22 protein-coding genes and 3 pseudogenes are annotated in these 25373 nt (G+C 70.8%); 12 read left to right on the forward strand and 13 right to left on the reverse strand.

Translation table 11 applies throughout. The features are described from left to right. Positions 1–20: 20 nt before the first annotated feature. Positions 21–674, forward strand: a complete 654-nt coding sequence (locus OG562_RS05655) for a pyridoxamine 5'-phosphate oxidase family protein (RefSeq protein WP_266394360.1) — start codon at positions 21–23, stop codon at positions 672–674. Here the strand turns inward: OG562_RS05655 and OG562_RS05660 are convergent. The 3 genes from OG562_RS05660 to OG562_RS05670 all read right to left on the reverse strand — a co-directional run bounded on the left by OG562_RS05660 (position 656) and on the right by OG562_RS05670 (position 3600). Beyond that, positions 656–1576: a DMT family transporter gene (locus OG562_RS05660; RefSeq protein ID WP_266409045.1), complete on the reverse strand. Its 921-nt coding sequence runs from the start codon at positions 1574–1576 to the stop codon at positions 656–658. The two genes, OG562_RS05655 and OG562_RS05660, sit on opposite strands and share 19 nt — an antisense overlap. Before the next feature lie 319 nt (positions 1577–1895). Beyond that, a complete protein-coding gene (locus tag OG562_RS05665; protein WP_266394363.1) occupies positions 1896–2900 on the reverse strand; it encodes a DMT family transporter in 1005 nt (334 codons plus the stop codon). 130 nt (positions 2901–3030) lie between these two features. Then, the gene (locus OG562_RS05670) at positions 3031–3600 is read right to left on the reverse strand and encodes a Clp protease N-terminal domain-containing protein (RefSeq protein WP_266394366.1); all 570 of its coding nucleotides are present in this window, start codon (positions 3598–3600) and stop codon (positions 3031–3033) included. A 253-nt stretch (positions 3601–3853) separates the two neighbouring features. On the opposite strand from OG562_RS05670, the gene OG562_RS05675 reads away from it, so the two are divergent. Both OG562_RS05675 and OG562_RS05680 read left to right on the forward strand, forming a co-directional pair. Then, positions 3854–4042 (forward strand): hypothetical protein, encoded by a 189-nt coding sequence (locus OG562_RS05675; protein ID WP_266394375.1) that lies wholly within the window; start codon positions 3854–3856, stop codon positions 4040–4042. A gap of 147 nt (positions 4043–4189) precedes the next feature. After that, positions 4190–4618: an SRPBCC family protein gene (locus tag OG562_RS05680; protein ID WP_266394380.1), complete on the forward strand. Its 429-nt coding sequence runs from the start codon at positions 4190–4192 to the stop codon at positions 4616–4618. Between the two features lie 122 nt (positions 4619–4740). Here OG562_RS05680 and OG562_RS05685 read toward each other — a convergent pair whose 3' ends face one another. Next, complete coding sequence (locus tag OG562_RS05685; protein ID WP_266394383.1) at positions 4741–5385, reverse strand: PadR family transcriptional regulator; 645 nt, start codon at positions 5383–5385, stop codon at positions 4741–4743. A 339-nt stretch (positions 5386–5724) separates the two neighbouring features. Between OG562_RS05685 and OG562_RS05690 the strand changes: the two genes are divergently transcribed. After that, a complete protein-coding gene (locus OG562_RS05690) occupies positions 5725–6174 on the forward strand; it encodes a DUF2199 domain-containing protein (RefSeq protein ID WP_266394386.1) in 450 nt (149 codons plus the stop codon). Between the two features lie 737 nt (positions 6175–6911). Here OG562_RS05690 and OG562_RS05695 read toward each other — a convergent pair. Both OG562_RS05695 and OG562_RS05700 read right to left on the reverse strand, forming a co-directional pair. Then, positions 6912–8035 (reverse strand): annotated as a pseudogene (locus OG562_RS05695) (IS630 family transposase). 254 nt (positions 8036–8289) lie between these two features. Beyond that, positions 8290–9303, reverse strand: a pseudogene (locus OG562_RS05700) (TniB family NTP-binding protein). Between the two features lie 748 nt (positions 9304–10051). Here OG562_RS05700 and OG562_RS05705 point away from each other — a divergent pair. After that, the gene (locus OG562_RS05705; RefSeq protein ID WP_266394389.1) at positions 10052–10714 is read left to right on the forward strand and encodes a TniB family NTP-binding protein; all 663 of its coding nucleotides are present in this window, start codon (positions 10052–10054) and stop codon (positions 10712–10714) included. Continuing rightward, entirely contained in the window at positions 10711–11265 is a 555-nt protein-coding gene (locus OG562_RS05710) for a TniQ family protein (RefSeq protein WP_266394391.1), read from the forward strand. Before OG562_RS05705 ends, OG562_RS05710 begins: the two co-directional genes overlap by 4 nt. A gap of 340 nt (positions 11266–11605) precedes the next feature. On the opposite strand, the gene OG562_RS05715 is transcribed toward OG562_RS05710, so the two are convergent. Genes OG562_RS05715 through OG562_RS05725 form a run of 3 tightly spaced genes read right to left on the reverse strand, consistent with a single transcriptional unit; the run spans position 11606 to position 13731 of the window. Further along, entirely contained in the window at positions 11606–11899 is a 294-nt protein-coding gene (locus OG562_RS05715) for a DUF1330 domain-containing protein (RefSeq protein ID WP_266394394.1), read from the reverse strand. 33 nt (positions 11900–11932) lie between these two features. Next, the gene (locus tag OG562_RS05720) at positions 11933–13372 is read right to left on the reverse strand and encodes an MFS transporter (RefSeq protein ID WP_266394396.1); all 1440 of its coding nucleotides are present in this window, start codon (positions 13370–13372) and stop codon (positions 11933–11935) included. Beyond that, on the reverse strand, positions 13369–13731 hold the full coding sequence (locus OG562_RS05725) for a MarR family transcriptional regulator (protein ID WP_323187644.1): 363 nt from the start codon (positions 13729–13731) through the stop codon (positions 13369–13371). The genes OG562_RS05720 and OG562_RS05725 overlap by 4 nt, the downstream gene beginning before the upstream one ends. Before the next feature lie 635 nt (positions 13732–14366). On the opposite strand from OG562_RS05725, the pseudogene OG562_RS05730 reads away from it, so the two are divergent. Further along, positions 14367–14756 (forward strand): annotated as a pseudogene (locus OG562_RS05730) (SAM-dependent methyltransferase); the annotation flags it as partial. 32 nt (positions 14757–14788) lie between these two features. Here OG562_RS05730 and OG562_RS05735 read toward each other — a convergent pair. Next, positions 14789–15853, reverse strand: a complete 1065-nt coding sequence (locus OG562_RS05735; RefSeq protein ID WP_266394401.1) for an NAD(P)-dependent oxidoreductase — start codon at positions 15851–15853, stop codon at positions 14789–14791. 152 nt (positions 15854–16005) lie between these two features. Between OG562_RS05735 and OG562_RS05740 the strand changes: the two genes are divergently transcribed. Then, the gene (locus OG562_RS05740; protein ID WP_266394402.1) at positions 16006–16815 is read left to right on the forward strand and encodes a PhzF family phenazine biosynthesis protein; all 810 of its coding nucleotides are present in this window, start codon (positions 16006–16008) and stop codon (positions 16813–16815) included. A 25-nt stretch (positions 16816–16840) separates the two neighbouring features. Here OG562_RS05740 and OG562_RS05745 read toward each other — a convergent pair whose 3' ends face one another. Continuing rightward, positions 16841–17620, reverse strand: a complete 780-nt coding sequence (locus OG562_RS05745; protein ID WP_266394403.1) for a CPBP family intramembrane glutamic endopeptidase — start codon at positions 17618–17620, stop codon at positions 16841–16843. Positions 17621–17835: 215 nt separating this feature from the next. Between OG562_RS05745 and OG562_RS05750 the strand changes: the two genes are divergently transcribed. Next, positions 17836–19614 (forward strand): substrate-binding and VWA domain-containing protein, encoded by a 1779-nt coding sequence (locus OG562_RS05750; RefSeq protein WP_266394405.1) that lies wholly within the window; start codon positions 17836–17838, stop codon positions 19612–19614. A 29-nt stretch (positions 19615–19643) separates the two neighbouring features. Here OG562_RS05750 and OG562_RS05755 read toward each other — a convergent pair whose 3' ends face one another. Continuing rightward, positions 19644–21158 carry a glutamate--cysteine ligase gene (locus OG562_RS05755; protein ID WP_266394408.1) on the reverse strand — a complete coding sequence of 505 codons (1515 nt, stop codon included), beginning with the start codon at positions 21156–21158 and terminating at the stop codon, positions 19644–19646. Positions 21159–21731: 573 nt separating this feature from the next. On the opposite strand from OG562_RS05755, the gene OG562_RS05760 reads away from it, so the two are divergent. From OG562_RS05760 to OG562_RS05770, 3 genes are all read left to right on the forward strand, one after another. Beyond that, entirely contained in the window at positions 21732–22322 is a 591-nt protein-coding gene (locus OG562_RS05760; protein ID WP_266394411.1) for a hypothetical protein, read from the forward strand. Between the two features lie 400 nt (positions 22323–22722). Next, positions 22723–22911 carry a DUF5999 family protein gene (locus OG562_RS45975; protein WP_171396006.1) on the forward strand — a complete coding sequence of 63 codons (189 nt, stop codon included), beginning with the start codon at positions 22723–22725 and terminating at the stop codon, positions 22909–22911. Positions 22912–23208: 297 nt separating this feature from the next. Beyond that, positions 23209–24261 (forward strand): LacI family DNA-binding transcriptional regulator, encoded by a 1053-nt coding sequence (locus OG562_RS05770; RefSeq protein WP_266394419.1) that lies wholly within the window; start codon positions 23209–23211, stop codon positions 24259–24261. A gap of 44 nt (positions 24262–24305) precedes the next feature. Here the strand turns inward: OG562_RS05770 and OG562_RS05775 are convergent, their stop codons facing one another. After that, on the reverse strand, positions 24306–25355 hold the full coding sequence (locus OG562_RS05775; RefSeq protein WP_266394421.1) for an endo-1,4-beta-xylanase: 1050 nt from the start codon (positions 25353–25355) through the stop codon (positions 24306–24308). Positions 25356–25373: the final 18 nt, after the last annotated feature.

The following is a 25373-nucleotide window of genomic DNA, read 5'->3' on the forward strand; positions in this document are numbered from 1 at the left end:
TAATGCAATGGAGAACACCAATGGCCGCCTACACCTCGACCGATCGAACGGTCCCCACGCGGTCCGCGCAGCGGGCGTCGTACGACAAGGACCTGGTGCACGCGATACTCGACGAGGGGTACGTCTGCCACCTCGGCTTCGTCCGCGACGGCGCGCCGGTCGTGCTGCCGACGCTGTACGGCCGGGTCGGCGAGACGCTCTATGTGCACGGCTCGACGGGTTCGCGCCCGCTGCGGATGACGGGACAGGCCGATCCGGGGCTGCCGGTGTGCCTGACGGTGACCCACGTCGACGGCCTGGTCCTGGCCCGCTCCGCCTTCCACCACTCGATCAACTACCGCTCGGTCGTGGTGCACGGCATCGCCCACGACGTGACGGACCCGCAGGAGAAGAGCGCCGCGCTCGACGCGCTGGTCGACCATGTCGTCCCCGGCCGGTCCGCCGACTCCCGCCCCGCCAACAAGAAGGAACTCGCCGCCACCGCGGTGATCCGCCTCGACCTGAACGAGGTCTCGGCGAAGACCCGCACCGGCGGGGTGAACGACGAGCCCGAGGACCTCGCCCTCCCGTACTGGGCCGGAGTGCTCCCGCTCCGCAAGGGCTGCGACGCCCCGATCCCGGAGGCCGACCTGGCCCCCGGAACCGAGTTCCCGGACTACCTCGCGGCGTTGTGACCGTCCCCCTTCCACTCCGCGAGGGCCAGGCCGGTGACCGAGACGAGCATCAGCAGGGTGCCGGCGACGGTGGCGGGGGTGAGGCGTTCGCCGAGGAGGGCGACGGCGAGCACGGCCGCGCCGACCGGCTCGAGGAGCATGATCACGGAGGCCGTGGCGGACCGTACGACGGCCGCCCCCGCGAAATAGAGGGCGTACGCGAGAGCCGTGGGCACCGCCGCGACGTACGCCAGCAGGGCGACCACCCGGCCGGGTTCGGCGCTGTGCGGCACCAGCCCCTCGGCCAAGGCGAACGGCAGCAGGCACAGGGCGGTCACCGCCAATGCGCCCACCGTGGTGGCGGAGGCGTCCGCGCCGCCGTCGCGGCCCCAGCGGCGGGTCAGCAGGGTCGTCCCGCTGTACCCGGCGGCGGACAGCAGGGCCAGCAGCACGCCCTCGGGCCGTGCGGCGCCGCCCGCCCCTCCGACGAAGAGCACCCCGAGCCCGGCGAGCGCCCCGCCGACGGCGAGCACTCCGCCGCGGCCGAGCCGCTCCCCCAGGGTCAGCCGGGCGCCGAGCGCGATGAGCACGGGCCCCGCGCCGAGGGTGACGACCGTGGCCACGGCGAGCCCGGTGGCGGCGACCGCCGCGAAGTACGCCGTCTGGAAGACGGCGAGTCCGACGCCGGTGACGCCGGTGCGCAGGGTCCGGCGACGCAACGGCTCGGGCGCGGCGGCCGACCGGGGGTGCGGGCGCAGCAGCCGGGCGGCGAGCAGCAGCACCAGCCCGGCCGCGCACCGCCAGAACGACAGGGCTACGGCGCCGAGGTCGCTGGTCCGGTAGACCAGTGACGCGGCCGCCCCCGCCGTACCCCAGGCGGCGCCGGCGACGACCAGATAGAGCAGCCCCCGCCCGACGGACAGCCGGGAGGACGAGGTCGATGGGGTCGACGGGGTCGACGGGGTCGACGGGCATGAGGGGGACGACGACGAGGACGACGAGGACGACGAGGAAACGGGATGGGAATGGGGATGGGAGAAGGGGGACACGCGTTCTCTCCGCAGATGCGCGCAGGGCGCTGAAGTGGAAGGAGCCGCCGCATGCGTCGCAGCGGTCCGCTGACTTCGTCTGCGGGCAGCACCGTTCCGCCCGGCCGTACATGCCGGGCGTACTTCACCGGAGGGCCCGCCTCAGGCGGCCGGAGGCGGAAGAACGAGTGCGTGGGAAGGCATGATCGTCACCCTAGGCAGAGGTTCCGCGGGCCGCCAACTCCCTTTCCGGGCTGCCGCCGGCCACCGGCTGCGGCGAGCCCTTCGCGGGCGCCGACGACTGCGCGATGAACGCGCCCAGCAGCACCACCGCGCCGCCGACGATCTGCGGCGCCGAGAGGTGCTCGCCGAGCAGGACCCAGGCCAGAACAGTCGCGATGACCGCCTCCAGACAGGCCACCACGCCCGCGACCTGCGGGGAGAGCCGGCGCACGGAGACCACGCCGGTGATGTACGCGACGACCGTGGCGATCAGCACGATCCAGCCGAGCAGCAGCCAGACCGGGACCTCGGCGCCGTTCATGCCCGCGCTGTGCGCGAGCACGGACCAGTCCATGCCCCACGGGCGGGCTACGGCGGTCAGCACGAGCGCGCCGACGAGCAGGCCGTACGCGATGACGCCCAGCGGGTCGGGGGCGTCGGCGCCTGGGTGGCCGCCCGGGTCGGACAGGACGAAGTAGCCGACCTGACAGCAGGCGGCGGCGAGGGCGAGGAGCAGCCCGAGGGCGTCGAAGCCGAGACCCGACCAGACCTCGACGACACAGGCGAGCCCGCCCACCGCGAGGACCACGCCGAGCGCGGCGGCCCGCGTCACCGGCCGCCGCTGCACGAACCGCACCCAGCCCAGCACCAGCGCGGGCGCGAGGTACTCGACGAGCAGCGCGACGCCGACCGGGATCCGGGATATCGAGGCGAAGTAGAAGGCCTGGACGCCGGCCACGCCCAGCAGGCCGAACCCGGCGAGCAGCGCGGGACGGCGGCGCACCAGCGCGCGATGCCGCCAGGCGAGCGGCAGCATCACCAGGGCCGCGCCGGTCACCCGCAGCCACACCACGTGCAGCGGGTCGAGCCCCGCCTCGATCAACGGTTTGGCCGCGACTCCGGATCCACCGAAGGCGATGGCCGACCCGACCGCCAGACCGAGCCCGATGCCCTTTCCGCGGTTGCCCTGACTGCTCACAGACGTATGCACGGGCACATGATGACAGGCGACGACATGAGCGTCATCCCCGTTGACTCCTGTCTCAACGGCTGGACGGCTCTCATCGGCCGGACGGCTCCACCGGCTGAACGGCGACGGGAGCCGGGGACCGGGGACCGGCCCCGCCTCAGCGCGCCTCCTCCAAGCCCTCCAGCCCCTCCAGGCCGTCCAGACGCTCCAGCCCCGCCAGCCACTCCTCGATCCGGACGCACAGTCCGGGCACGTCGACGCCGGCCCGGGCGAGGACCTCGACGGCCCGCGCCTGCGGGTCCACGACGATCGCCGCGAGCAGGTCGACGCCGAGGGCCGACGCGCCATCGCGCAGAGCGGCCCGCACGCACGCGTGCTCCAGCGCGGCGGCGGCCACCGGCGAGCAGCCCTCGGCCATGTGCGCGACGGATCCCCGGCCCGCGTCCTCGACGGCCGTCACCACGGGCAGCGCGCCGGAGTCCTCGACGCCGTTCTGCCAGCGCAGGCCGTAGCCGATGCTGCGCTGGACGAGATAGCCGAGCAGCCGGGCGAGCTGGGGTCCGCTCCCGAGGACGGCGCGCACCTGGGGGTCGTGCTCGATGAGCGAGTGCAGCAGATGGGCGGTGTCGATCTGCCGGTCCCCGTCCCGCACCGCCCGGCGGCGCGCGCCGGCGAGTGCCGCCGCGGGCTCGACGCCGAGCCGGGGGTCGTCTTCCGTGCCGTACATCGCCTGCTCACGAGCCGACTGCCGGGGAATACGCGGTTGCACACCCCCACCCCATCAGTCCCGGGCGGGTCGGGGCATCCCCGGCGGGAAGCATCTTCGCATCCCACGCAGAGCGGACCGGGCCGCGCGGAATCTCCTCCTTACGGAGGAGATCAGGCTGTTTCTCCCTGAGAACAAGCCCTGAGGGCGCGCGCCGCCTTGCCCCGCGCCCCTGGAGCAACCACCGTGCCCGTCCCGTACGTCCCACACGGACATGGAGAGCGGGTGCTGGCTGGTGGCCCTGCCTGCGGTCGACGGCCGACAGTACGTCTACCGGGTGTACGCCCCGGAGGACGCGCTGCCGGCCGACCTGTTCTGGCAGGCGTGGCACTGCCACGACGAGGGGCCCTTCCCGCGCGCCTGGGACGTGTTCGACACAGCGGTGATACGACGGGTGAGCTGACAGGCGAGCCGACAGCTGAGCCGACGGGTGAGCTGACGGCTTGACCGGCGAACCGGCTGATGGTTCATCAGTATTGAATGTTCGCGGCCTTGGGGCTACTTTCCGCGACGACGCAGCCGGAGTTGCCCGACACGAAGAGGTGGTCGCATGGCCGAAGTCAGCGCGGAGGCACGCATCCCGGCGCCGGCCGAGAAGGTGTGGGCCCAGCTCACCGACTGGCCGACGTACGGGGAATGGAACGCGACGCATACCAACTTCCCCAAGGGCGGCCCCGAGTCACTGGAACTGGGCGCGACCTTCCAGGAGAACATGAAGCTCATGGGCTTCCCGGCCGAGGTCGAGTGGACCGTCGCCGAACTGGAGCCGGCCCGGGTGCTGGCCATCCGCGGCAAGGGCCCGATGGCGGTGGCCGTCGCCACGCGCTACACCCTGACCCCCGACGGCGACGCCACGACCGTCCGCATCGACGGCGAGTTCACGGGCGCGGCCGTGTCGCTGATGGCGGGTCGACTGAAGGACTCGGGAACGGCAGCCCTGAACGAGTCGCTGCGCAAGCTGGCGGGACTGGTGGCCTGACCCACCCCGCACCGCCCCGCCACTCGGCACAAGCAAAGGCGCCCCGCGGATCACTCCACGGGGCGCCCTGGACGCCGTACGACCGAAGACCCTCGGCCCTCGGCGCCCAGCCCTCGTCGCTCTCAGTCCTCGTCGGCGAGGATCAGGTACAGCTTCTTGCGGGCTTCGTTGATGACCGTGAGCGCCTTCTCGCGCTGTTCCTTGCTGCCGGTCTTCCAGACCTGCCCGAAGGCCTCCATCAGGCCGAAGCCGGCCTGGCGGATCTCGCTGAGCGCCTCCCAGTCGACGCCCCGCGACGCCTCTTCCCAAGGGGCGTCCGAGCCTTCCTCCGCCGCCGTCCGGCCCGCCTCGGTGAGCTCGAACAGCTTCTTGCCGCCTTCGCTCTGGCTGCTGATCAGCCCCTCGTCCTCCAGGAGCTGGAGGGTGGGGTACACCGACCCGGGGCTGGGCTTCCACGCCCCGCCGCTGCGCTCGGCGATCTCCTGGATCATCTCGTACCCGTGCATCGGCCGGTCCTTGAGCAGGGCCAGGATGGAGGCCCGCACGTCACCGCGCCGCGCCCTTCCCCTGGGTCCGCCACGCCCTCGTCCGCCCCAGGGCCCGGGACCGAATCCCGGCCCGAACCCGGGTCCGCCGGGGCCGAACCCCGGACCACCCGGGCCACCCGGCCCGAAAGGCCCGAAGGCCGCCCGTCGCCCGTCGCCGTCCCGGCCGCGCCGGGAGAAGCCGTCCTGTCGATGTCCACGCTCGAATCCGTGGCTACGCATTGCCATCACTCCGTTTCATCATTCGATCGCTGATCTGTCGCGATGCGTCAACGATATATCGGAACAGTTCGCATGACAAGCCCCCTCGTCCTCGGCGCCGACCTGTCTCAGCGAAGATGCACCGGTCTCGCTGAAGATTGACGACCGGCCTGTTCGTCTCATCGAAGTTTCACCAGACGGGACCGGCGAGCCGGGCCTGGATGACGGCGGCAACGTGCCACCAGCGGCTGTTAGACGGCCCGGGGAAACCCCTGTACGGGTGCTCGCTAGGCTCGCGCCATGTCTAACGATCTCGGTTTCACGTGCTCATGCTGCGGCGACCACCATGCAGAGCTCCCCATGAGCTACTCGACCATGGCCCCGGACGTCTGGGATCCCAGCTTCGAGAGTGATCCGGACAGCATGCTGTCGTCCGACCAGTGCGTGATCAAGGGCCAGCACTTCTTCATCAGGGGGTTGATCGAGATACCTGTGATCGGCGGCCAGGACGTGTTCTCCTGGGGTGTCTGGGTCTCTCTGAGCAAGGACAATTTCGCCCGTGCTCTTGAGGTGTGGAACACGGAGGGCCGCGAGGCCGAGAGGCCGTACTTCGGCTGGCTCAGCACCGAGCTCGCGCTCTATTCCGAGGGCACTACCAACCTGAAGACCAACGCCCACACGCGACCGGTCGGCAAGCGCCCCTTCATCGAGCTGGAGCCCACCGACCACCCGCTCGCCGTCGAACAGCGCACTGGGATCACGCAGGACCGCGTGCGTGAGATCGCCATGGCTGTGCTGCATCCGGCCTGAGTCATCACAGGTCAAGGCTTGGCGAGGGCGCGCGGTGGCGGAGGGCACACGGTGCAGCCGACGGCGGGGCAGAGTCACGACTTGCCCTGAACTGGATCAAGTGGCGCCGCTGCGTTTTCAGGTGCTCGTTTGCAGTTCCGCAGGCTGGAGGCCCTCTGGCGGCAGGTCGATGAACATAGGAAGCGCCTCTGTCCGGTGCGGACGCTCATGAGATTTCCGCAGATCCGGCAGGGTTTTCGCCGCCGTTCAGTGTTTGGGTGGCGCCTGCGATAGGCCTTCCGGCGACAGGATTGGGAACACCGCAGGGCTCGGCGTCCCACGATGTCTGTGGGCGCCATGCCTGTGCCGCACTCGAGGCAGCGCGTCGTCTCCAGGGTTGACCGCAGAACGTGAGCGTCCCGGCCAGCGGCCGCAGCTAGTGCTGTGACCGCATAGGTTCGCCGGGGTGGGGCTGGTGAACCTGGTGGTGGTGGCTGGCTGTGCGGTGCCTCGTCAGCGTGAGTGGATAATGCTCGTCGTGACTTCAGAGATAGAGCGCCCCAGGTGGTGGTTTGCGCTTCGAAGCGGTGCTTTCTTCCTCGCTGGCGGCGGTCTCGGCGTTTTCACGTACGGGTTGGTCTCGCACGGGACGGCTGGGGCGCTGCCATGGGGCGGGTTGCTGTTTGGAGCAGCCGTAGCAGCGACTCTCAGCGCGCTGTTTCCGCGGCGGCGGCAGCGTCGGCGTTAAGCCTGTGTAGTCAAGCGGCGCGTTTGAGAGGGCGTCCGCCCCAGCGAATGCCCTTTCTCGCCGCGGATGCGGGCGCGTTCCTTGCGTTCGGCGGTCAGGACGTCGCGGCGGCGGGCGTTGGCGTTGCGCCACCGGAGGTAGGCGTGCAGGGCCCGGGTCTGCACGGTGTGGTTGGGGTAGTTGGAGTTGGCGATGGTGAACTGCCGCAGCGGCCCGAAGTGCGCCTCGATGGGGTTCGCCCACGAGGCGTACGTCGGGGTGAAGCACAGCTCGACCTTGTGCTTCTTCGCCCAGCGGCGGATGTCGGCGCCCTTGTGGGCGGACAGGTTGTCCAGAATCACGTAGACCGGGGCGCCGTCGGGCCGGGCGGCGCGGACCGACTTCAGCGCGGCCAGCGTGTTCCCGGCGCCCTTCCTGCGGCGGTTCACGCCCCACAGGGTGTCGTCGCCGACCGAGTAGCAGCCGTGGAAGTACCGGACTCCGTGGGTGCAGTGGTAGGTCGCCGGCACCCGGTCGGGATGTTTGCGTTCGGCCCAGCCCGAGCCCGCCGTGGGCCGGATCCCGAGCGGGCCGAACTCGTCGAAGGCGAAGCCCCGGTCCGGGAAGCGGTGAAGGACCTCCTCGATCCGGTCCAGCTTCGCCTCCCGTTCCGGATCAGGGGACTCCTTCCAGGTCTTGGTGCGCTGGAAGGTGACGCCTCGGCGGGCGAGCAGAGTGCGTAAAGCCTCGCGGCCGATACGGATCACCCGGCCGTGCACCTTGCGCAGGTAGGCGACCAGCTTGCGCAGCGACCAGCGGGTGAACGGCTGGCCGAGCTTGACCGGTCGGGTGGTGGCCGTCGCGATAAACGAAATCCTCGTCGTCATTGCAGAGTTGGCGGGGACGGCCTCCCGCCCATCGAGGGTCCAGGCAGGACAGGCCGATCTCGTTGAAGCGGTGGATCACATCCCGGACGGTGTCCTCATCAGCCTGCACCAGCTCGGCGATCACCGGCACCCGGTTCCCGCCGGCCGAGGCCAGCAGCATCATCGCCCGCCGGTAGCGCACCGTGCTGGTGCTGCCCCGGCGCACGATCTGCTGCAGCTTCTGCCCCTCCTGGTCGGTCAGTCTGCGCACGCGGACAGGCTCGGCCACCACGCCTCCAGCGGTCGGATCGGACGTCACGCCACAACCAACCGCCACAACCACCGACCCGGTGAACCTATGCGGTCACAGCACTAGGCGGGTCCGACTGGGGATGCCTCGGTGCCGAGGTGGCTCGGCCAGGTAGATGCGCAGGTAGCGAGGGGTTAGGTGGTTGGCGCGAGCCAGGCGCGCAATGAAGGACTGAGAACCCTCACCCGCCCGAGGGCAGACTTGGACCGGCAGGATGTGGACCTTCCCGGAGCTCATCCTGCAGACCGTGACCTGCGGAACTGGGGCGATTCAGCAGCGACATCCAGTGCCACCGCCTCAAGTCGCGCCTTGGTGATCTTCTCCGTCCCTGTGAGGAGTGCATCAATGGCAGCACCGCGAATCTGGTGGGACAGGGCCCCGATCATGCCTCCGGTCCGGTTGTGGAGGTAGCGGTCCAGTGTCGCCAGCGTGCCGGGCTCGTGACGCCGCAAGGTGAGGGTCTTCTCCATGGTGGCGACCAGCCCCCGCCACTCACTGTTGTAGGGGAAGGGGTGAGTCGGGATCAGGGTGAAACGTCCGGCGATCTGTGCCCCGTGCCTGAGAGCAGGGTTCTGTGCTCGACGTCGATACCGGCATAGATGAACGTGGCGGGGATGCGCTCGGAGAAGTACTTGAGGGTGTCGGCGACCTCGGCGCCGTGCCGGGTGGTGAGGGAGATGTTGTGGAGTTCATCGACCAGGACCAGGCCAGTGCGGGCGTCGGTGCAGACACCGACGACGGACTCCATCAGGTCGGTCATGTTCAGCCTGGCCATGACCGGCAGCCCGAGGAAGCGGGCGAACTCGGCCGCGATCATGCGGGGTGTCGCGGCAGGGGGAACGGTTGTAGATGGCCGGGATTCGGTCCGCTGCATTGGGGTGGCGGGCTCGGTCCTTGAGCTCGTGAGAGCGGCCGAGCTGGGTAATGGCGATGGTCTTGCCTGTGCCGGCGGCGCCGGAGACGATCAGGCCGCGGCGGGCGCTGATCGCGTGCCGGTTCAGTAGGACCAGGCGGCGGCCGCTGGTGACGGTGTGACGGACGGTTGAGGTGGCCACCACGAGCAGCCGGGCGTGATGATCGAGGCGGGCCTCGTCGAAGGCAACCTTCTCCAGGTCGCCTAGGGCGTCGTATTCGGCGTCGGTGAGTCGGCGGAGCGGGGGCGGTGGTTCTTCGACGAAGCGGCGCCGGCCATCAAGGTTGGTCAAGTGCCGCTGGGTGTCCTGGGGCAGAGGTGGCAGCGTCGTCATGGGCAAGCAGCACGCGTACCAGCCTGCGAAGCTCTCCCCGCCCTTCGTCCAGCGGAACGGACGTACCGGCTCAACCTCCTCGAAGCGCACGTCCCAGGCCTTGCCCAACGGCAACCTATGACGCTCCGCAGACCTCAGAAAGTCCAGCTCAAACGCCGAAAGCGCCTCGTCACCGAATGCTCGTGCAGGTGTGGCCACCGTGGTCCCGCCCCTCGGGGGCCCAACAGCCGCGAACGTAGGGCAGCGACCCGTCAAACTTCAGTGAGAACGGTCAAACTTCACTGAGACGAGTCACCCGTGTCCTGTCTCACTCAATCGAGTCGTAGTCGTTTTCTCAGCGAACCGAGTCCTTCGGGCTTCTGTCTCAGCGAACCTAGTCGCGCGGCTGAGGGCGCCGGTGAAGTCGGCCCGGGGCGCGGTTCCGATCTTTCGACCGGACCGTTTCCCCGGAGCCGCTTCCCGAACCGGGCATGCGACTTGGCGCCGCACCCGGCTCTCCGGTGTGTTCGACGCCTTCACCGACGGGAGTCGCTGATGACGCACTTCCTCGATCCGGAAGAAGTCGACCATCCGCTGACGACCAAGGAGGGCTGGACCGCCTTCACCACGGAGGCCGCCGCTCCGCCGGACATCCTGGCGCCCGCGGCCCTGCAGCGGCTCACCGAGGCGGAGCGAACTGCCTACGACCAGGCTCTGGAAACAGTTGGGTCGGCGTCGTGGCGAGATCTTGCCGGACTCGATGCCGGTCGTGTACGTCACCGTCCCGCCCGCGGCCACGCCGAAGATGCTGGGCATCGAGTTCGCACGGTTCTTCGGCCTGCCGCTGCCCTCGCGGTTCAGCCAGGTCGAAGTGACCAACAAGGTCTGCGATCTGCTCTGCACACTCGGCTGCCGTCTCGTGCTCATCGACGAACTGCACAATCTCGACATCGGTACGCGGGTGGGCGCCGAGGCATCCGACCAGATCAAGTACCTGTCCGAGCGCATCCCCGCGACGTTCGTCCTGGCCGGCGTCGACGTCGAGGGCACCGGACTGTTCGCCGGACGCCGCGGCGGACAGATCGCCAGCCGCTACACCCTCATTCCCACCAGCCCGTTCCGCCACAAGACCGAGGAACAGCGCGGCTCCTGGTGTTCCCTCGCGGCGACTTTGGAGGAGTCCCTGCGGCTGCGAGCCCACCGACCGGGGACCTTGCTGGACCTGAGCCCCTACCTGCACGACCGCACCGGCGGAATGATCGGCAGCCTGTCCCACCTTGTCCGCGAGGCCGCCCTGGACGCCCTCCTCGACGGCAGCGAGAAGATCACCAAAGCCTCGCTGGAACGGGTCGACCTGGACGAGAGCGCCGAACAGCAGAACATTCCCCGCGCGCGCCGGCGCCGCAGACGCGGCCCGAAACACGTCGCGTGACCGACCGGCCGCGGCCCCTGCCACTGACGCCGCCGCCCGTCCACCACGAGACCATCGGCTCCCACCTGAACCGCCTCGCCGACGCCAACCACCTCACCATTGGCTACCTCTCGCACCTGCTCGGCCCGTCCCGCCAACACCGCCGCGTCGACAACCGGGTCGGCTACTGGACCCCGGACGCACTGCGACGGCTCGCGACTTTGACCGGCCGGAACCCGTCATCCCTGGTCCACGCAATGCCGCCGCTCGGCTCGATCAGCGACCCGCTTCGACACCATCGGTCCGCCACAGAGGAGGTCATCGAACCGCGACGCCGCCCTGCCTGCCGCCTCCGCATGGCCCGGTGGCACGTCCACGGGCTCGTCGTCCGCAGCACCCCGCACCACGAAGGTGTCTGCCACCGGCACAGCCGCCGGCTCCTCGGAACAGAGCAACACGATCTGACGCTGCTGCCCGAGGTTCTGCCGGCCAACCTCCAGCATCACCGGATCGTCCGCCGGGGCGCCCATCCCTTCACCGAGCTGGCCTCATCGACGCCCGCGACTGCCTGACCCGGTGGTTCACCGGTGAGCAGAGCGGAGAGCCTCTTCGGCAGAGGTGGAACCCACCGACTCGAAGTGCTGGGCGAGGACCCGTTCGGTGATCCCCACCGTCCCTCCGAGCCCCGAATCGAAGTGGCCACCTACCCCGAAGTCATCGTGCTCACCGGCCTGTTCACCTCCCCGCACTGGCGCGACCACCCCCAACTGCCTGCAGAGGCAGCACGCCGTTTGGGCGTTGCTCAGACCCAGCTCGGACCGGGACTGGTCCGGAAACTGCCACCTTCACTGCGAACCCTGGAGCAGGGCGTCTCACCACCCTGACTTCAGTGAAGATCCGACTGGACCTCGGTCAGTCGATGCCTTCGACGATGCGGAAGTCGCGCTCGACGCCGTCGGAGAGGGCGACCAGCGCCTCCTGGTAGGCCGCACTCTCGTGCGCCGCGACGGCCTGCTCGAAGCTGTCGAACTCGATCAGGACGGTGCGCTCGGCGATTCCGGCGTCATACGCCACGACCCGACCGCCACGGGCGAGGACCCGACCGCCCCCGGCCTTGACGGCCGGAGCGGCCAGCTTGTTGTAAGCAGCCAGCTTCTCAGGGTCTGAAATGGTGCGGTAGGCGCTGACCCAGTAGCCCTTGGGCATGGAACCTCCAGTGTTGGGATGAGTGCATCTGACTTACGGGTTGGTCTCGGACGAGCGTCGGCGGGCGAGAGCGAGGCTTGTCAGCGTCGTGATCGCCATGGCGCCGATGCCGACCAGCGCCGCGGTGGTGTAGGCGCTGTCGTCGGGGAAGAGGTGGCCGGGGCCGGTGCCCGCGGCGAGGATCAGGCCGCCGATGGCGCTGCCCAGGGAGTACCCGACGCTGCGGACGACGTAGTTGAAGCTCATGGCGCTCGACGTCTCGCTCTTGGGGGTGACGGCCAGGATGACGCCGGGCATCGCGGCCGAGAAGCCGCCGACGCCGAAGCCGAGCACGCCCATCGCCGCGAACAGTTCGGCCAGGTCCGACCGGGCCGCCGCGAACAGGGCGAACCCGCCGCCGACCACGACGGCGCTGCCGGCCAGGAGCAGGGGGTCGGCGATCCGCGTCCGGACCCGCGGCGTGAGCTTGCCGGCGACGAACCCCAGCACCGAGAACGGGATGAGGACCAGCCCGGCGACGAAGGTCGTCAGCCCGAAGCCGTAGCCGTAGCCGGCGCCGTGCGGCGTCTGCGCGTACCGGGTGATGAGCGTGAGCAGGAGGTACATGCCGATCCCGCCGACGAACATGGCGAGGTTCGCCCCGGCGACCGCCGGGTGCCGCACCGCCCGCACATCGACCAGGGGCGTCGTGCTGCGCAGCTCGATGACGGCCCAGACGCAGAGCAGCACCACCGCGACGACGGCGAGGCCCGCCGCCACGGCGAGGTGCCGGCTCCACAGATTCCGTTCGCCGGCGAGGAACAGCACCAGGAGCAGCGCAGCGGCCAGGACGACCGCGCCTGCCACGTCCACGTGGGCGGAGCGGCCTTCGGGGGCTTCGGGCATGGAGCGCCACGCGGTCAGGAGGGCGGCGGCGGTGACGACCAGGCCGAGGCCATAGGCGGCCCGTACCCCGCCGAGCTCGGCGAGCAGTGCGGCCAGCGGGTAGCCGACGCCGGCCCCGATGATCGAGACCACCGAGATCAGGGCGATCACGGCCGCGCTGCGCTCCTCGGGGAGGTGGTCCCGGGCCACGCCCATCATCAGCGCCGTCAGCCCGAGCCCGACGCCCTGGGCCGCCCTGCCGGCCAGCAGCCACGCGAACGACAGCGGCAGCACGGTGAGCGCGCTGCCGGCGACGACGACCGCCAGCGTGGCGAGGATCGTGGCCCGCCGGTGCGGGCCGGCTCCGAGCCGGCCCAGGACCGGCGTGGCGACGGCGCCGCTGAGCAGCGCGACGGTCAGCGTCCACTGCGCGCTGCCGAGCGAGACGTGGAACGAGGTCGCCACGCTGGTGATGAGCGGCGTCCCGAGGCTGGCGACCGCCGCCACGACCAGAGCGATGAACATCAGGGCGGGGACCAGCAGCCGCGCCTCGGAACGCGCCACCGGGAACGCCTTCACCGCGACCCCGCCGACCGGCTGCCCGGTCACTGCTTCGGCCCTTCGCGGTCCTGGCTTTCGAGCTCTGCCAGACGCTTCAGCGCCGGAAGGGCCGCCACCAGCGCCTCGACCTCGTCGCCGGTGAGCTCGCCGATCAACCGCTCGAACGCGTGGACGCCCGCCTGGCGCCGCGTCCGGACATAGGAGGCGCCGGCCTCGGTCAGGCACACCAGCGTGACCCGTTTGTCGGACGCGTCGCCCCGCCGCTCGACCAGGCCGGACTCCTCCATCACCCGGACCAGGGCGGTCATCGCGGGCTGGGTGACGCCCTCGACCGCGGCCAGATCGGTGATGCGCCGCGGGCCGGTCCGGTCCAGGGTGGCCAGGGTGGCGGCGGACGTCAGGCTCATGTCCCGGGGCAGGCGTCTCGCGGCCCTGGTGGCCAGGCCGTAGAGGGCTGCCCCGATGGCGGCGGACGCGCCAGGAGCGGTGTCTTGACGACTCATGCTCGAAGCATAGCATTTTTATATTCATAGTTTATGTAAATGGCGGACTGCGTCGTGGTGGCGCCAAGGAAAGTGACCCCGGATCTCAAGATTGCCGACAGAGTCACGGAGAGCCTCTTCGGCAGAGGTGGAACCGCCGACTCGAAGTGCTGGGCGAGGACCCGTTCGGTGATCCCCACCGTCCCTCCGAGCCCCGAATCGAAGTGGCCACCTACCCCGAAGTCATCGTGCTCACCGGCCTGTTCACCTCCCCGCACTGGCGCGACCACCCCCAACTGCCTGCAGAGGCAGCACGCCGTTTGGGCGTTGCTCAGACCCAGCTCGGACCGGGACTGGTCCGGAAACTGCCACCTTCACTGCGAACCCTGGAGCAGGGCGTCTCACCACCCTGACAATGCCCAGCTCAGGAACCACCGGTCTCGCCATGATCGATGAGACGCGAACCCGGCGCCGCGCTCAGCCCGCCCCGAAGCCCGGGCCTCCACGCTCTGAGTCGCAACCCAACCTGTCACCCCCCAGGTCAGCGGCCCTCTCTCGCCCCGGCGGAGTCGGATCCGCTGTCGCGCGCGATGCCGGCCGCGTTCGCCGAAGCCGTGCGGGCGGCCGACCGCGGACCGGTCGCGGATCTGGGATGCGGGCCGGGCAAGGTCACGGCGCATCTGGCGGACCCGGGGGCGCCCACGCCCGGCGGCCTGCTGATGCTGGCCGGCCATGTGGGCGACGACCAGCGTCTGCGTCCGGCGCAGGCGTACGGCGGCCATCCGGTGTCCTACGAGACCCGCCTGCCGGCGACGGAACGGATCGTCGAGCTGCTGACACGGGCCGGGCTCGCGATCACCGCCCGACTGGTGCAGGAGCGCGCTGAAGGAGCGAAGAGGACGATCGCCACCGTTCTGGCCCGCAAGCCCGAACACCCCTCGATGTCATAGCCGGTCCAGCCGCTCCAGCCGCTCCAGCCGGTCTACCGATCCAGCCGGTCGCGGTACCACCCGGCCGTCCCCGCGAGGCGGCTCAGCGGGCCCGGGCCCGGCGACAGTCCCGTCCGCTTCCACAGTTCGTCGGCGAGATACCAGTGGTCCTGGGCGGCCAGCGAGAACTGGCGCTCGGACGCCCGCCCCGGCGTGGCCCGCAGCCGCTCCAGGCAGACCGGCAGCGGCCAGTCGGCGTCCGGGCGCGGCGGCAGCACACCGTGGGCTGCAAGTTCGGCCAGCAGGTCGCCGATGCGCACGGGGTCCGGATGGCCCGCGTGGTAGACGCCGGGCGGCACCCGACGCGGGCCGACGGCGACGGCGGCGATCAGACGGGCCAGATCGCCGACGTCCATCACGGTCAGCAGCGCGCGCCCACCGTCCCACTCCGCCGGCACCCGCTCGACCAGCTCCCGCAGCGCCGGGACGACCCACCGGTCCCCGGCCCCGAGCACGATCCCCGGCCGGAGCACGACGGCCCCCGCCCGGCGCGCGTACGCCTCCCCCGCCAACCGGGTCCGGCTCACGACGGACACCGGCTCGGCCGGCATCTCGTCCACCTCGACGCCCCGGTGCGGCCCGGCGCCGTAGACCGCCGCCGTAGACAGGTGCACCACCCGGCGGACCCCGGCCCGCGTCGCCTCCGCCATCAGCGCACGGGCGCCGTCGACGTTGACCGCCTCGCCCAGCCGCTCCTCCGCGCCGATGTACGAGGCGAGGTGGACGACCGCCCGTGCCCCCTCGCACAGCCCGCGCACCGCGGCCGGATCCGCCAGGTCGCCGCGCACCCACTCGACAGGGCCGCTGCCCGCTCCCTCGGGTATCCGGCGCACCAGCGCGCGCACCCGCACGGCCCGGTCGGCGCCGCCCCGCCCGTTCCGGTCCCGTAACGCGCGCAGCGTGTGCGACCCGATGAAACCGGTGGCGCCCGTCAGCACCACCGGGCCGAGTCCGCCGTCGCCACCACCGCCACTGTTGCCACCACCGCCACCGCCACTGTTGCCACCACCGCTGTTGCCACCACCGCTGTCGCCGTCGCCGACCGCCGTGTCGTCCACAACCGTTTCCTCGCTCTCGTGTGCGGGAGCCGCCGCGCCGCGCCCGGGAAGGATCCCCAGCGAAGTGTCCAGCAGACGCACACGGAAACCAGGTCCAGGACTCACGGATTGGCCTTGGCCCGCCGCGTCCCCCACCCTCTACCGTCACCGGCATGCGGATTCGAATCGTCGACGCCTTCACCGACCGCCCCTTCGCCGGCAACCCGGCCGGGGTCCTGCTCCTCGACGCCTTCCCCGGCGACGACCGGCTCCAGAACGTGGCCCTGGAGGTCAACCACGCCGAGACGGCGTTCGCCCACCCGCTCCCCACGGGCGGCGAGGCCGACTGGGCGCTGCGCTGGTTCACACCCGTCGCCGAGGTCGACCTGTGCGGCCACGCGACGCTCGCCACGGCCCACGTCCTGCACACCACGGGCGCCCACCAGGGCCCGGTGCGGTTCGCCACCCGCAGTGGAGTGCTCGTCGCCACGCCCGCCGCCGACGGCTCGATCACCCTGGACTTCCCGACCGCCCCGCTGACGGAGGTCGAGCTCCCCGACGGCGTCGCCGAGGCCCTGGGCGCGAAGCCGCTCGCCACCTACGACACCGGCCCGCGCATCGGAGACCTGCTGCTCGAACTCGCCGACGAGCAGGCCGTCCTCGCCCTGGCCCCCGACCACAAGGCCCTCGCCGACAGCTCCCGACGCGGTGTCATCGCCACCGCCCGCGCCGAAGACCCCGCCCGCGGCTACGACTTCGTCTCCCGCTGCTTCCTCCCGAACGTCGGCATCGACGAGGACCCGGTCACCGGCAGCGCCCACACCGCCCTGGCCCCGTACTGGTCCGAGCGCCTCGGGCGCGCCGAGCTCACCGGTCTGCAGGCCTCCCCCCGCTCCGGCCGCGTCCGCACCGAACTGCGCGGCGACCGCACCCTGTTGAGCGGCCGCGCGGTCACCGTCATCGAGGGCGAACTGCTCGTCTAGGACCTGTCGGGGAAGGCCGGGCTGCTCACGCCGTGGGCAGCCACCCCACCTTCCCCGCCAGCAGCGCGTACCCGACGAACGCCCCGATGTCGAGCAGTGAATGGGCCACCACCAGGGGGCCCACCCGGCCCCAGCGCCGGTAGAGGTAGACGAACACCACGCCCATCACCATGTTGCCGATGAAGCCGCCGATGCCCTGGTAGAGGTGGTACGAGCCGCGCAGCACGGCGCTGGCGACCAGCGCGGTCCCCGGCGTCCAGCCCAACTGGCCGAGCCGGCGCAGCAGATAGCCGACGACGATGACCTCTTCGAGGATCGCGTTCTGCAGCGCGGACAGGATCAGCACCGGATACTTCCACCACACGTCGGGCAGCGCCTCCGGCACCACGGTGAGGTTGAAGCCGAGGCCGCGCGCCGCCAGGTAGAAGGCGATGCCGGTGCTGCCGATCACCGCCGCGATCGCCGCCCCGCGCCCGAGGTCCGGCCACGGCCGGGTGCGGTCGAAGCCCAGCGTCCGCAGCCCCTGCCCCTCGCGCAGCAGGAAGTGCGCGACGAGGGCGACGGGCACGAGCGCCGTGGCGATGCCGAAGAGCTGCCAGGCGAGATCGAGCCAGGGACGGCCCGGCGCGGCCGAGGCGTTGAGCGTCGCCGCCTGGTCCTTGAGCCCTCCCGGCCGGGTGACCGATCCGACAAAACTGATCAGGGCGGAAACACCGCTCGCACCGAGCGAAAGCCCCAGAACGAGCAGCGTCTCGTCCCGGAAGATCCGTCGCGAGAGCCGCTCCTGCGGAAATGATTCAGCCACCTACCCCGCCTCCACCAGCACACGTGCCTCCAGTTGCGTAAACCCGCCGCATCCCTGTCCCTGTCTCGCTAGGGTCTCGAAAAAAGTTACGAGGATCGTGCGTGACAGACCGTCGGGGGGACGGGCGCCGTACGGGGCGTCCCTCCCCTTCGCCTGCCGTGCGGCGGAAATCCGCCACTAAGGACGACAGGTCGACAGGGAGGGGCACCACCGTCATGGGACGTCACAGCTTGCCCGATCAGTACGGGGCGGGCGGCAGCGACCCCCGTCCTCGCAGGCGCCGTCGCTCCGTGGCCCTCGCGACCGCCCTCGTCCTCACCGTCGCCGGCTCCGCCGCGGCCGCCGTGCAGAGCGGGCTGCTCTCCTTCGGCTCCTCCTGCCGCGAGCACCCCGTGCGGCTGACCGTGGCCGCGTCCCCGGACCTGGCCCCGGCGCTGACGGTCGCGGCGAAGCAGGCGCGCGACAGCGGCCTCACCTCCGACGGGCAGTGCCTGGCCGTCACCGTCTCGGCGCGCGAGTCGTCCGAGGTCACGGACACGCTCGCCGCGGGGAAAGACCCGCACGCCCAGGTGTGGGTGGCCGACTCGGACCTGTGGGTCCAGCGAGTCACCGCCGACCACGGGGCGACCCAGGTGACCGTCACGGGCAACGTCGCCTCCACTCCCGTCGGGGTGGCGATGACGCCCACCGCCGCGAAGTCGTTGGGCTGGCCGAAGAAGACGTACAGCTGGCTCGAGCTGGCCGGGGCCACCCTGCGGGACGACTCCGTGCGGCTCGGTGCGGCCGATCCGGCGCGCAGCGCGACCGGGCTGCTGGCGCTGACGCGGCTCAGCGCCGCCGCGACCGCGGTCAAGGACGGGGACACCCTGGCCGCGGCGATGATGAAAACGCTCTCGCAGCACGCCTCCGCCACCGACCCGCAGGTCCTGCGGACGCTCCCGCGCGACGCCTCGGCGGCCGAACAGGACAACCCCGAGCGCAACCAGGCGGTCGTCGTCACCGAGCAGGCCGCGTTCACCCACAACTCCGCCGCGGAGGCCGGCGCCCGCCTCGACCTCTTCTACCCGAAGGACGGCTCGCCCCGGCTCGACTACCCGTACACGCTCGTCGACAAGACGAGGCTGAGCACCGACGAGAGCCGGGCGGCACTGCGGTTCATGACGTATCTGCGCCTGCCCGAGCAGCACAGACTGCTACGGGAACACGGCTTCCGGACGTCGGACTACGACGCCCCGCGGGCGGTGGTGACCACGGCCGGCGGCCGCAGCCCCCAGCCCTACGCCGAACCGGCCGCCCAGCCCGCCTCGGACACGGCCGTGGAGGAGGCGCTGGGCATGTGGACGATCACCGTGCAGAGCGCCCGGCTCACCACGGTCGTCGACGCCTCCTCCTCCATGGCGGAGCCGGTGCCCGGCACGGGCCGCTCCCGCATGGACGTCACCAAGGCCTCCCTGCTCCGGGCCCTCGCCGCCTTCACCCCCGACGACGAGATCGGCCTGTGGGAGTTCTCCGCCAAGCTGGACGGCGACCGGGACTACCGCGTCCTGGTCCCGACCGGGCGGCTCGGCGACAGCGCGGCCGACGGCGACGGCACCCAGCGGGACGCGCTGTCGGCGGCCTTCGCGGACCTCGCCCCCGTGGCGAACGGCGCGACGGGTCTGTACGACACCACCCTCGCCGCGTACAAGGCGGCGACCTCCTCCTATGTCAAGGGCGAGTTCAACGCCCTGGTGATCCTCACCGACGGAGTCAACCAGGACCCGGGCAGCATCTCCCGCACCACCCTCCTCACCGAACTCCAGAAGCTCGCCAGCCCCCAGCGCCCGGTCCCCCTCATCATGATCGCCGTAGGTCCCGACGCCGACCGAGAAGAGGCCGACCAGATAGCCCAGGCCACCGGAGGCTCGGGCCAGTCGGTGAGCGACCCGGCCCAGATCCAGACGGTGATCCTGAAGGCGATCGTGGCAGCGGGCACACAGGAAAGCCCGAACTAGAGCAATCGGCCGCTGCACCGACCCGAACCTCACACGGGCACCGGCTCAGGCAACCCCACAGGCCACGTATGCACCGGCTCCCCCAGATGCATCAGCTCCGCATACCGACGCGTCGTCGCGGCCAGCGCAGCGCCCCGTGGCATCCCCGCCTCCACCGCCCGATGGAAGGTCTCCACCTGCCAGGTCGCCCCGTTGGCCCGCCGCCGGCACCGCTCGTCGATGACGCCCAGGTACAGGTCCCGATCGGCCGGTTCCACCCCCCACGCGTCCAGCCCGACCTCCGCCAGCGGCAACAGCTCGTCCCGTACGAGACTCACCGCGTCCACCTCCCCGAGCCCGCCCAGCCGTCCGCGCCGCGGCCACTGCAGGCGCGCGTCGATGCCGTGGCGGCACGCGGCGTCGAAGTTGGCTTCGGCCACCTCGAACGGCAGCCGGGTCCACACCGGCCGGGACTCCTCGGCCAGCGCGCGGACGACGCCGTAGTAGAAGGCCGCGTTGGCGACCACGTCGGTCACGGTGGGCCCGGCGGGCAGGACGCGGTTCTCCACGCGCAGGTGCGGGACGCCGTCGGCGATGCCGTAGACGGGCCGGTTCCAGCGGTAGACGGTGCCGTTGTGGAGCACGAGCTCGGCGAGCGAGGGCACCCCGCCCGCCTCCAGGACCTCCAGCGGGTCCTCCTCGTCGCAGAGGGGCAGCAGCGCCGGGAAGAAGCGCAGGTTCTCCTCGAAGAGCTCGTACGCCGAGCTGATCCACCGCTCCCCGAACCAGGTCCGCGGCCGTACACCCTGTGCCTGGAGTTCCGGCGGCCGGGTGTCGGTGGCCTGGAGGAACAGCGGCGGGCGGGATTCGCGCCACAGTTCGCGGCCGAAGAGGAACGGCGAGTTGGCGCCGACGGCGATCTGCGCGGCGACGACGGCCTGCGCCGCGTTCCACACGTCGGCGAACCGGGCCGGTGTGACCTGTAGATGCAGCTGCACGGAGGTGCAGGCGGCCTCCGGGACGATCGACTTCGAGGTGCACGACAGCCGCTCCACGCCCTCGATGTCGAGGACGAAGTCCTCTCCCCGGGCAGCGACGATCTGATCGTTCAGGAGGGTGTAGCGGTCGACGTCGGAAAGGTTGGTGGAGACCAGGTCGTCCCGGTCGAGCGTCGGCAGAATACCGATCATCACGATTCCCGCGTCGACCTCGCCCGCCTTTCGATGGGCATATGCCAGCGACGTGCGAAGTTCCTCGGCGAGCCGGTCGAATACCCGACCGCCCAATCGATGTGGGGCTATGTTGACTTCCAGGTTGAACATGGCGAGTTCTGTTTGGAAATCACGGCTCGCGATCCTCTCGAGGACTTGCCCATTCAGCATTTTCGGCAGGCCGTCGGCGCCCGCGAGATTCAGCTCGATCTCCAGCCCCATGAGGTTCTTGGGGCGGTCGAAGCGCTTCTGGTCCAGAAGCCGCTCCAACCCCGTCAGACACCGCCGGAGCTTGTCCCGGTAGTGCTGACGGTCGGACAGGTCGAACGCGCCTGCCACGACCTTCTCCCCCATCGAAGCATCCCTCCTCGCATGGGCGGGCCGGTCGTCCGGCCGCCGGTCTCCCGGGTCAGGGGGGATGATGCCCAGCCCGCACGATCGATAACGTCCCCCTTCGGCCCGGCACCCAGTAGGCTGACCGGAAGTGAACGGGATGTGACCGGAGGCACATTCACCGGGCATGCGACGGAGCGCTCTTTCGCGAACTCCGAAACTCGGGAACTCGTGAAAAACGCCGACGACAATGGGCCGACCGCCCGGAACACATATCCCGAGGTCATCGCCGCGCCGCACCCTCTGAATCGGGATCATTCACACCTATCGTCGACCGAATGGACCCTTGCCGAGTGTCCCGGAATCGACTAGACGAAACACAGCCTGAACACGTTTCGTATAAACTCCGCGAACAAGGCAGAGAAGGCTGGCGCCACGGTCGAAGGAGCCTGTCGTCGAGGTGACGGCGGGCCATCGGCGCACCCCGGTTTCCGAGACCCCGGCCCCCGCCTCTCCGACCTCGAGAGCTAGCTGACAGCGCCGTCCGCCCCCGCCCTCGCGCCACTGTGCCTGTCGAATGAGAGGCGACCCACCATGCCGCTGCATGTCCCCCCGGCTCCCGCGCCCGCCCTGCGCTCCGTCCTCACGGCACTCGGTTCCCCCACCGCGGTCCGTGAAGCCCGGACCCCTTCCCTGCGCACCGCCCAGACAGACGCCACCCCCGAACTCCCGTTGCCCCTGCACGTACTGGACCGGATCACTCCCGAAGGCGTGAGCGCGACCCGGCTGGCCGGCTGGCGGTTCCTGATCCGCTGCGGCGACCGGGCGGTCGCCGCGGCCGAGACCCGGCTCACCCCGGACGGCTGGGCGTTCTCCCATTTCTTCGAGGGGCCTTACATCGCCTCCACCGAACGCGCGCTGCGCCAGGCGGAGTCGATCGCCCAGCCCTTCCAGGCACGCCTGCTGTCCGTGCCCGGCCTCTACATGCTCACGCTCTGGCTGCACGGCGACCACGAATCCGACGGCTCCGGCGGCCACCCCGCCGCGACCGACCTGCTGGTGCCGCTGGCCCCGGCGCCACCCGGCATCGCGGCCCACCGGCCGCACCGGGTCGCCGAGTTGCTCCCGATGCTGACCCTCCGAGTCACCCCGACGACGACGCCCCTGCTCGGCTCACCGGCCTGATCCACCCGCCCGGCGGCCGCCAGGCCGCCCGAACCCCCGTGCCCCGTCACCGCGGCCCCGGTGACGGGGTACGGTGCTGTCCCTGACCGCGCAGCACCCGCGCCGGCGCCCTCGCCCCGTCCGGACTAGCCCCATCCGGCCACCCGGAACCACCCGAAGTGACAGTGCAGTTGCGATGAACCGCCCGCGCGGGTGATGCGTCCTCAACCTGTGAGAAGCGGTGCCGCGAAATACCTGCGGAACGACGTCCGTAGGGCAACACTGGGTTCGAACCGACTTATCACAACGGGGGGCGGCCATGAACGACACTTCACGCCGCGCGACAGACACGACAGACACAGACACGACAGCCCTGCCACACCTCACGCCACATCTCACGCCAGAGCGGAAGTTCCCATCCATGTGCCAGCACCAGCCACCGTGCCCGACAGCGACGTCAGCCGACCGGGAGTCCGCCCGCCTCATGGCGCACCACCCGGAACAGGGCTGGAGCCTGCTGTGCAACGGCGTCCTGCTCTTCGAGGACACCGGTGAGCTCCTGCCGGACGGCAGGGTCATCGCCCCGCACCGGGTCGTGACCGCAGCCTGAGCACCACCCGGACGGCGCGGGACCGCCGTCCGCAGACATGAGGGGCCGGCCCGCAGACACCCACTGCGAACCGGCCCCGACGCATGTCCGGGGTCACTCACTCCCCGTAGTCCCCTGATTGCCGATTCCTGATTGCCGATTAGTGATTCGCGATTCGCGATTCCCCTGCACGTCTTCCCACGACCGCCCGCCTTCCGGAAGACTCCTGGAAGTTTCGGCACACCGTCCGAAACGACCCGCCGGAGGCACGGAGACGGAGATGCAGACGGAGATGCAGACGGAGACGGAGATGGAGAAGTGACAGCGGACGACACGGCGCCCGCGCCCCGGGCCAAGGTCACCATCACCGAGATCGCCCGCCAGGCCGGCGTCTCGGTGCCGACCGTGTCCCGCGTGGTCAACGGCCGCTCCGACGTCTCGCCGCGGACCCGGGCCCGGGTCGAGGACCTGCTGCGCCTGCACGGCTACCGCAAGCGCCGCTCCGCCGCCTCCGCCGCCTCCCCCGCCCGCGCCGCCCTGCTCGACCTGGTCTTCAACGACCTCGACAGCCCCTGGGCGGTGGAGATCATCCGGGGCGTAGAGGAGGTCGCGCACGCGGCCGGCGTCGGCACGGTGGTCTCCGCGATCCACGGCCGCTCCGGCGACGCCCGCGAGTGGATGCGCAACCTGCGCTCCCGCGCCTCCGACGGCGTCATCCTCGTCACCTCGGCCCTGGAACCCACCCTGCACGAGCAGTTGCGCATCCTGGGCGTCCCGATCGTCGTCGTCGACCCCATGGGCTCCCCCAGCGTCGACACCCCGACCATCGGTGCCGCCAACTGGTCCGGCGGCCTGGCCGCCACCGAGCATCTACTCGCGCTCGGCCACCGCAGGATCGGCCTGATCGCGGGCCCGCCCCGGCTGCTGTGCTCCCGAGCCCGCTACGACGGCTACCGCGCGGCCCTGGAGGCGGCCGGCCTCACCGTCGACGAATCCCTCGTCGTCCCCGGCGACTTCCACCCCGAGTCGGGCTTCACCGGCTGCACCGCCCTCCTCGACCTGCCCGAACCGCCCACCGCCCTCTTCGCCGCCAGCGACCAGATGGCGCTCGGCGCGATCGAGGCGCTGCGCCGACGGGGCCTGCGCGTCCCGGAGGACATGAGCGTGGTGGGTTTCGACGACCTTCCGGAAGTCCGCTGGTCGGCCCCGCCATTGACCACCGTCCGCCAGCCCCTCGCCGACATGGGCAAGCTCGCCGCCCGCACGGTCCTGAGCCTGGCCCGCGGCGAGCACCCTGACTCGCCGCGGGTGGAACTGGGCACGGAACTGGTGGTCCGCTCCAGCACGACCGCCCCCAGAACAGCCCACTAGACCTTAAAGCAGCCCACTAGACCCCAGACCCCAGGCCCCAGGCCCTAGCTCAACGCCTCCCGGATCGCGTCATACGCCGGCTTCGGCGCGAGCTGCTCGTCCCAGGGCAGCGCGGCCCCCTGACCGGGGAAGAACGCCGGGATCCACGAGTATCTGTCGGTGTAGTCCCAGACGGTGATCCCGACGCACCGCCGCACCGCGAGGCACGCCTCCGTCATGTCCCGGTACCAGTCGGCCTGTTGGGCCAGCTTCTCCTCGGTCGCGGGCAGCAGCATCCGTACGTCGACCTCGGTGAGCGCGGTGTCCAGGCCGAGGCGGGAGAAGCGGCGGAGGTTGTCCTCGAGGGTCGTCGGATAGCCGTACTGGAGGGCGAGATGGGCCTGGAGGCCGATGCCGTCGAGGGGGACGCCCTGAGTCTTCAGCTCCTGGGCGAGGGCGTAGTAGGCGTCGCTCTTCGGGCCGACCGCCTCGATGTTGTAGTCGTTGAGGTAGAGCTTGGCCTTCGGGTCGGCCTGGTGGGCCCAGCGCAGGGCGTCGGCGATGTAGCCGGGCCCGAGGGTCTTGTAGAAGAGCGTCTCGCGGTAGGTGCCGTCCTCGTTGAACGCCTCGTTGACGACGTCCCAGGAGTAGACCTTGCCCCGGTAGTGGCGTACCTCGGTCTGGATGTGCTTCTTCAGGACGGCGCGCAGCTCGTCGGCCGTCCACTCCTTGCCGGTGAGCCAGCCGGGCAGTTGGCTGTGCCAGACGAGGGTGTGGGCGCGGACCTTCTGGTGGTTCGCGCGCGCGAGGTTCACGATCTCGTCGCCGTTGGTCCAGTCGAAGACGCCCTGTTGCGGCTCGGTGGCGTACCACTTCATGCCGTTGCCGGGGGTGATCATGTCGAACTCGCTGCCGAGGATCTTCGTGTAGGCGGTGTCGGCGAGTTCGGGGTTGTCGGTGGCGCTGCCGAAGTAGCGGCCGTGACGCTGGGCGAGGTCGGCGAGGGTGGGCGGGTCCTCGCAGTGGGCCTGGGCGGCCGGGGCGGCGGCCCCGACGGCCATGAGCGCCCCGGCGAGGGCGCCGACGAGTCTGAGCCGGGTGCTGGTCCTGCGCATGGTGCGACTCCTCACGGT

The sequence above is a fragment of the Streptomyces sp. NBC_01275 genome, from assembly GCF_026340655.1.
GTDB lineage: Bacteria > Actinomycetota > Actinomycetes > Streptomycetales > Streptomycetaceae > Streptomyces.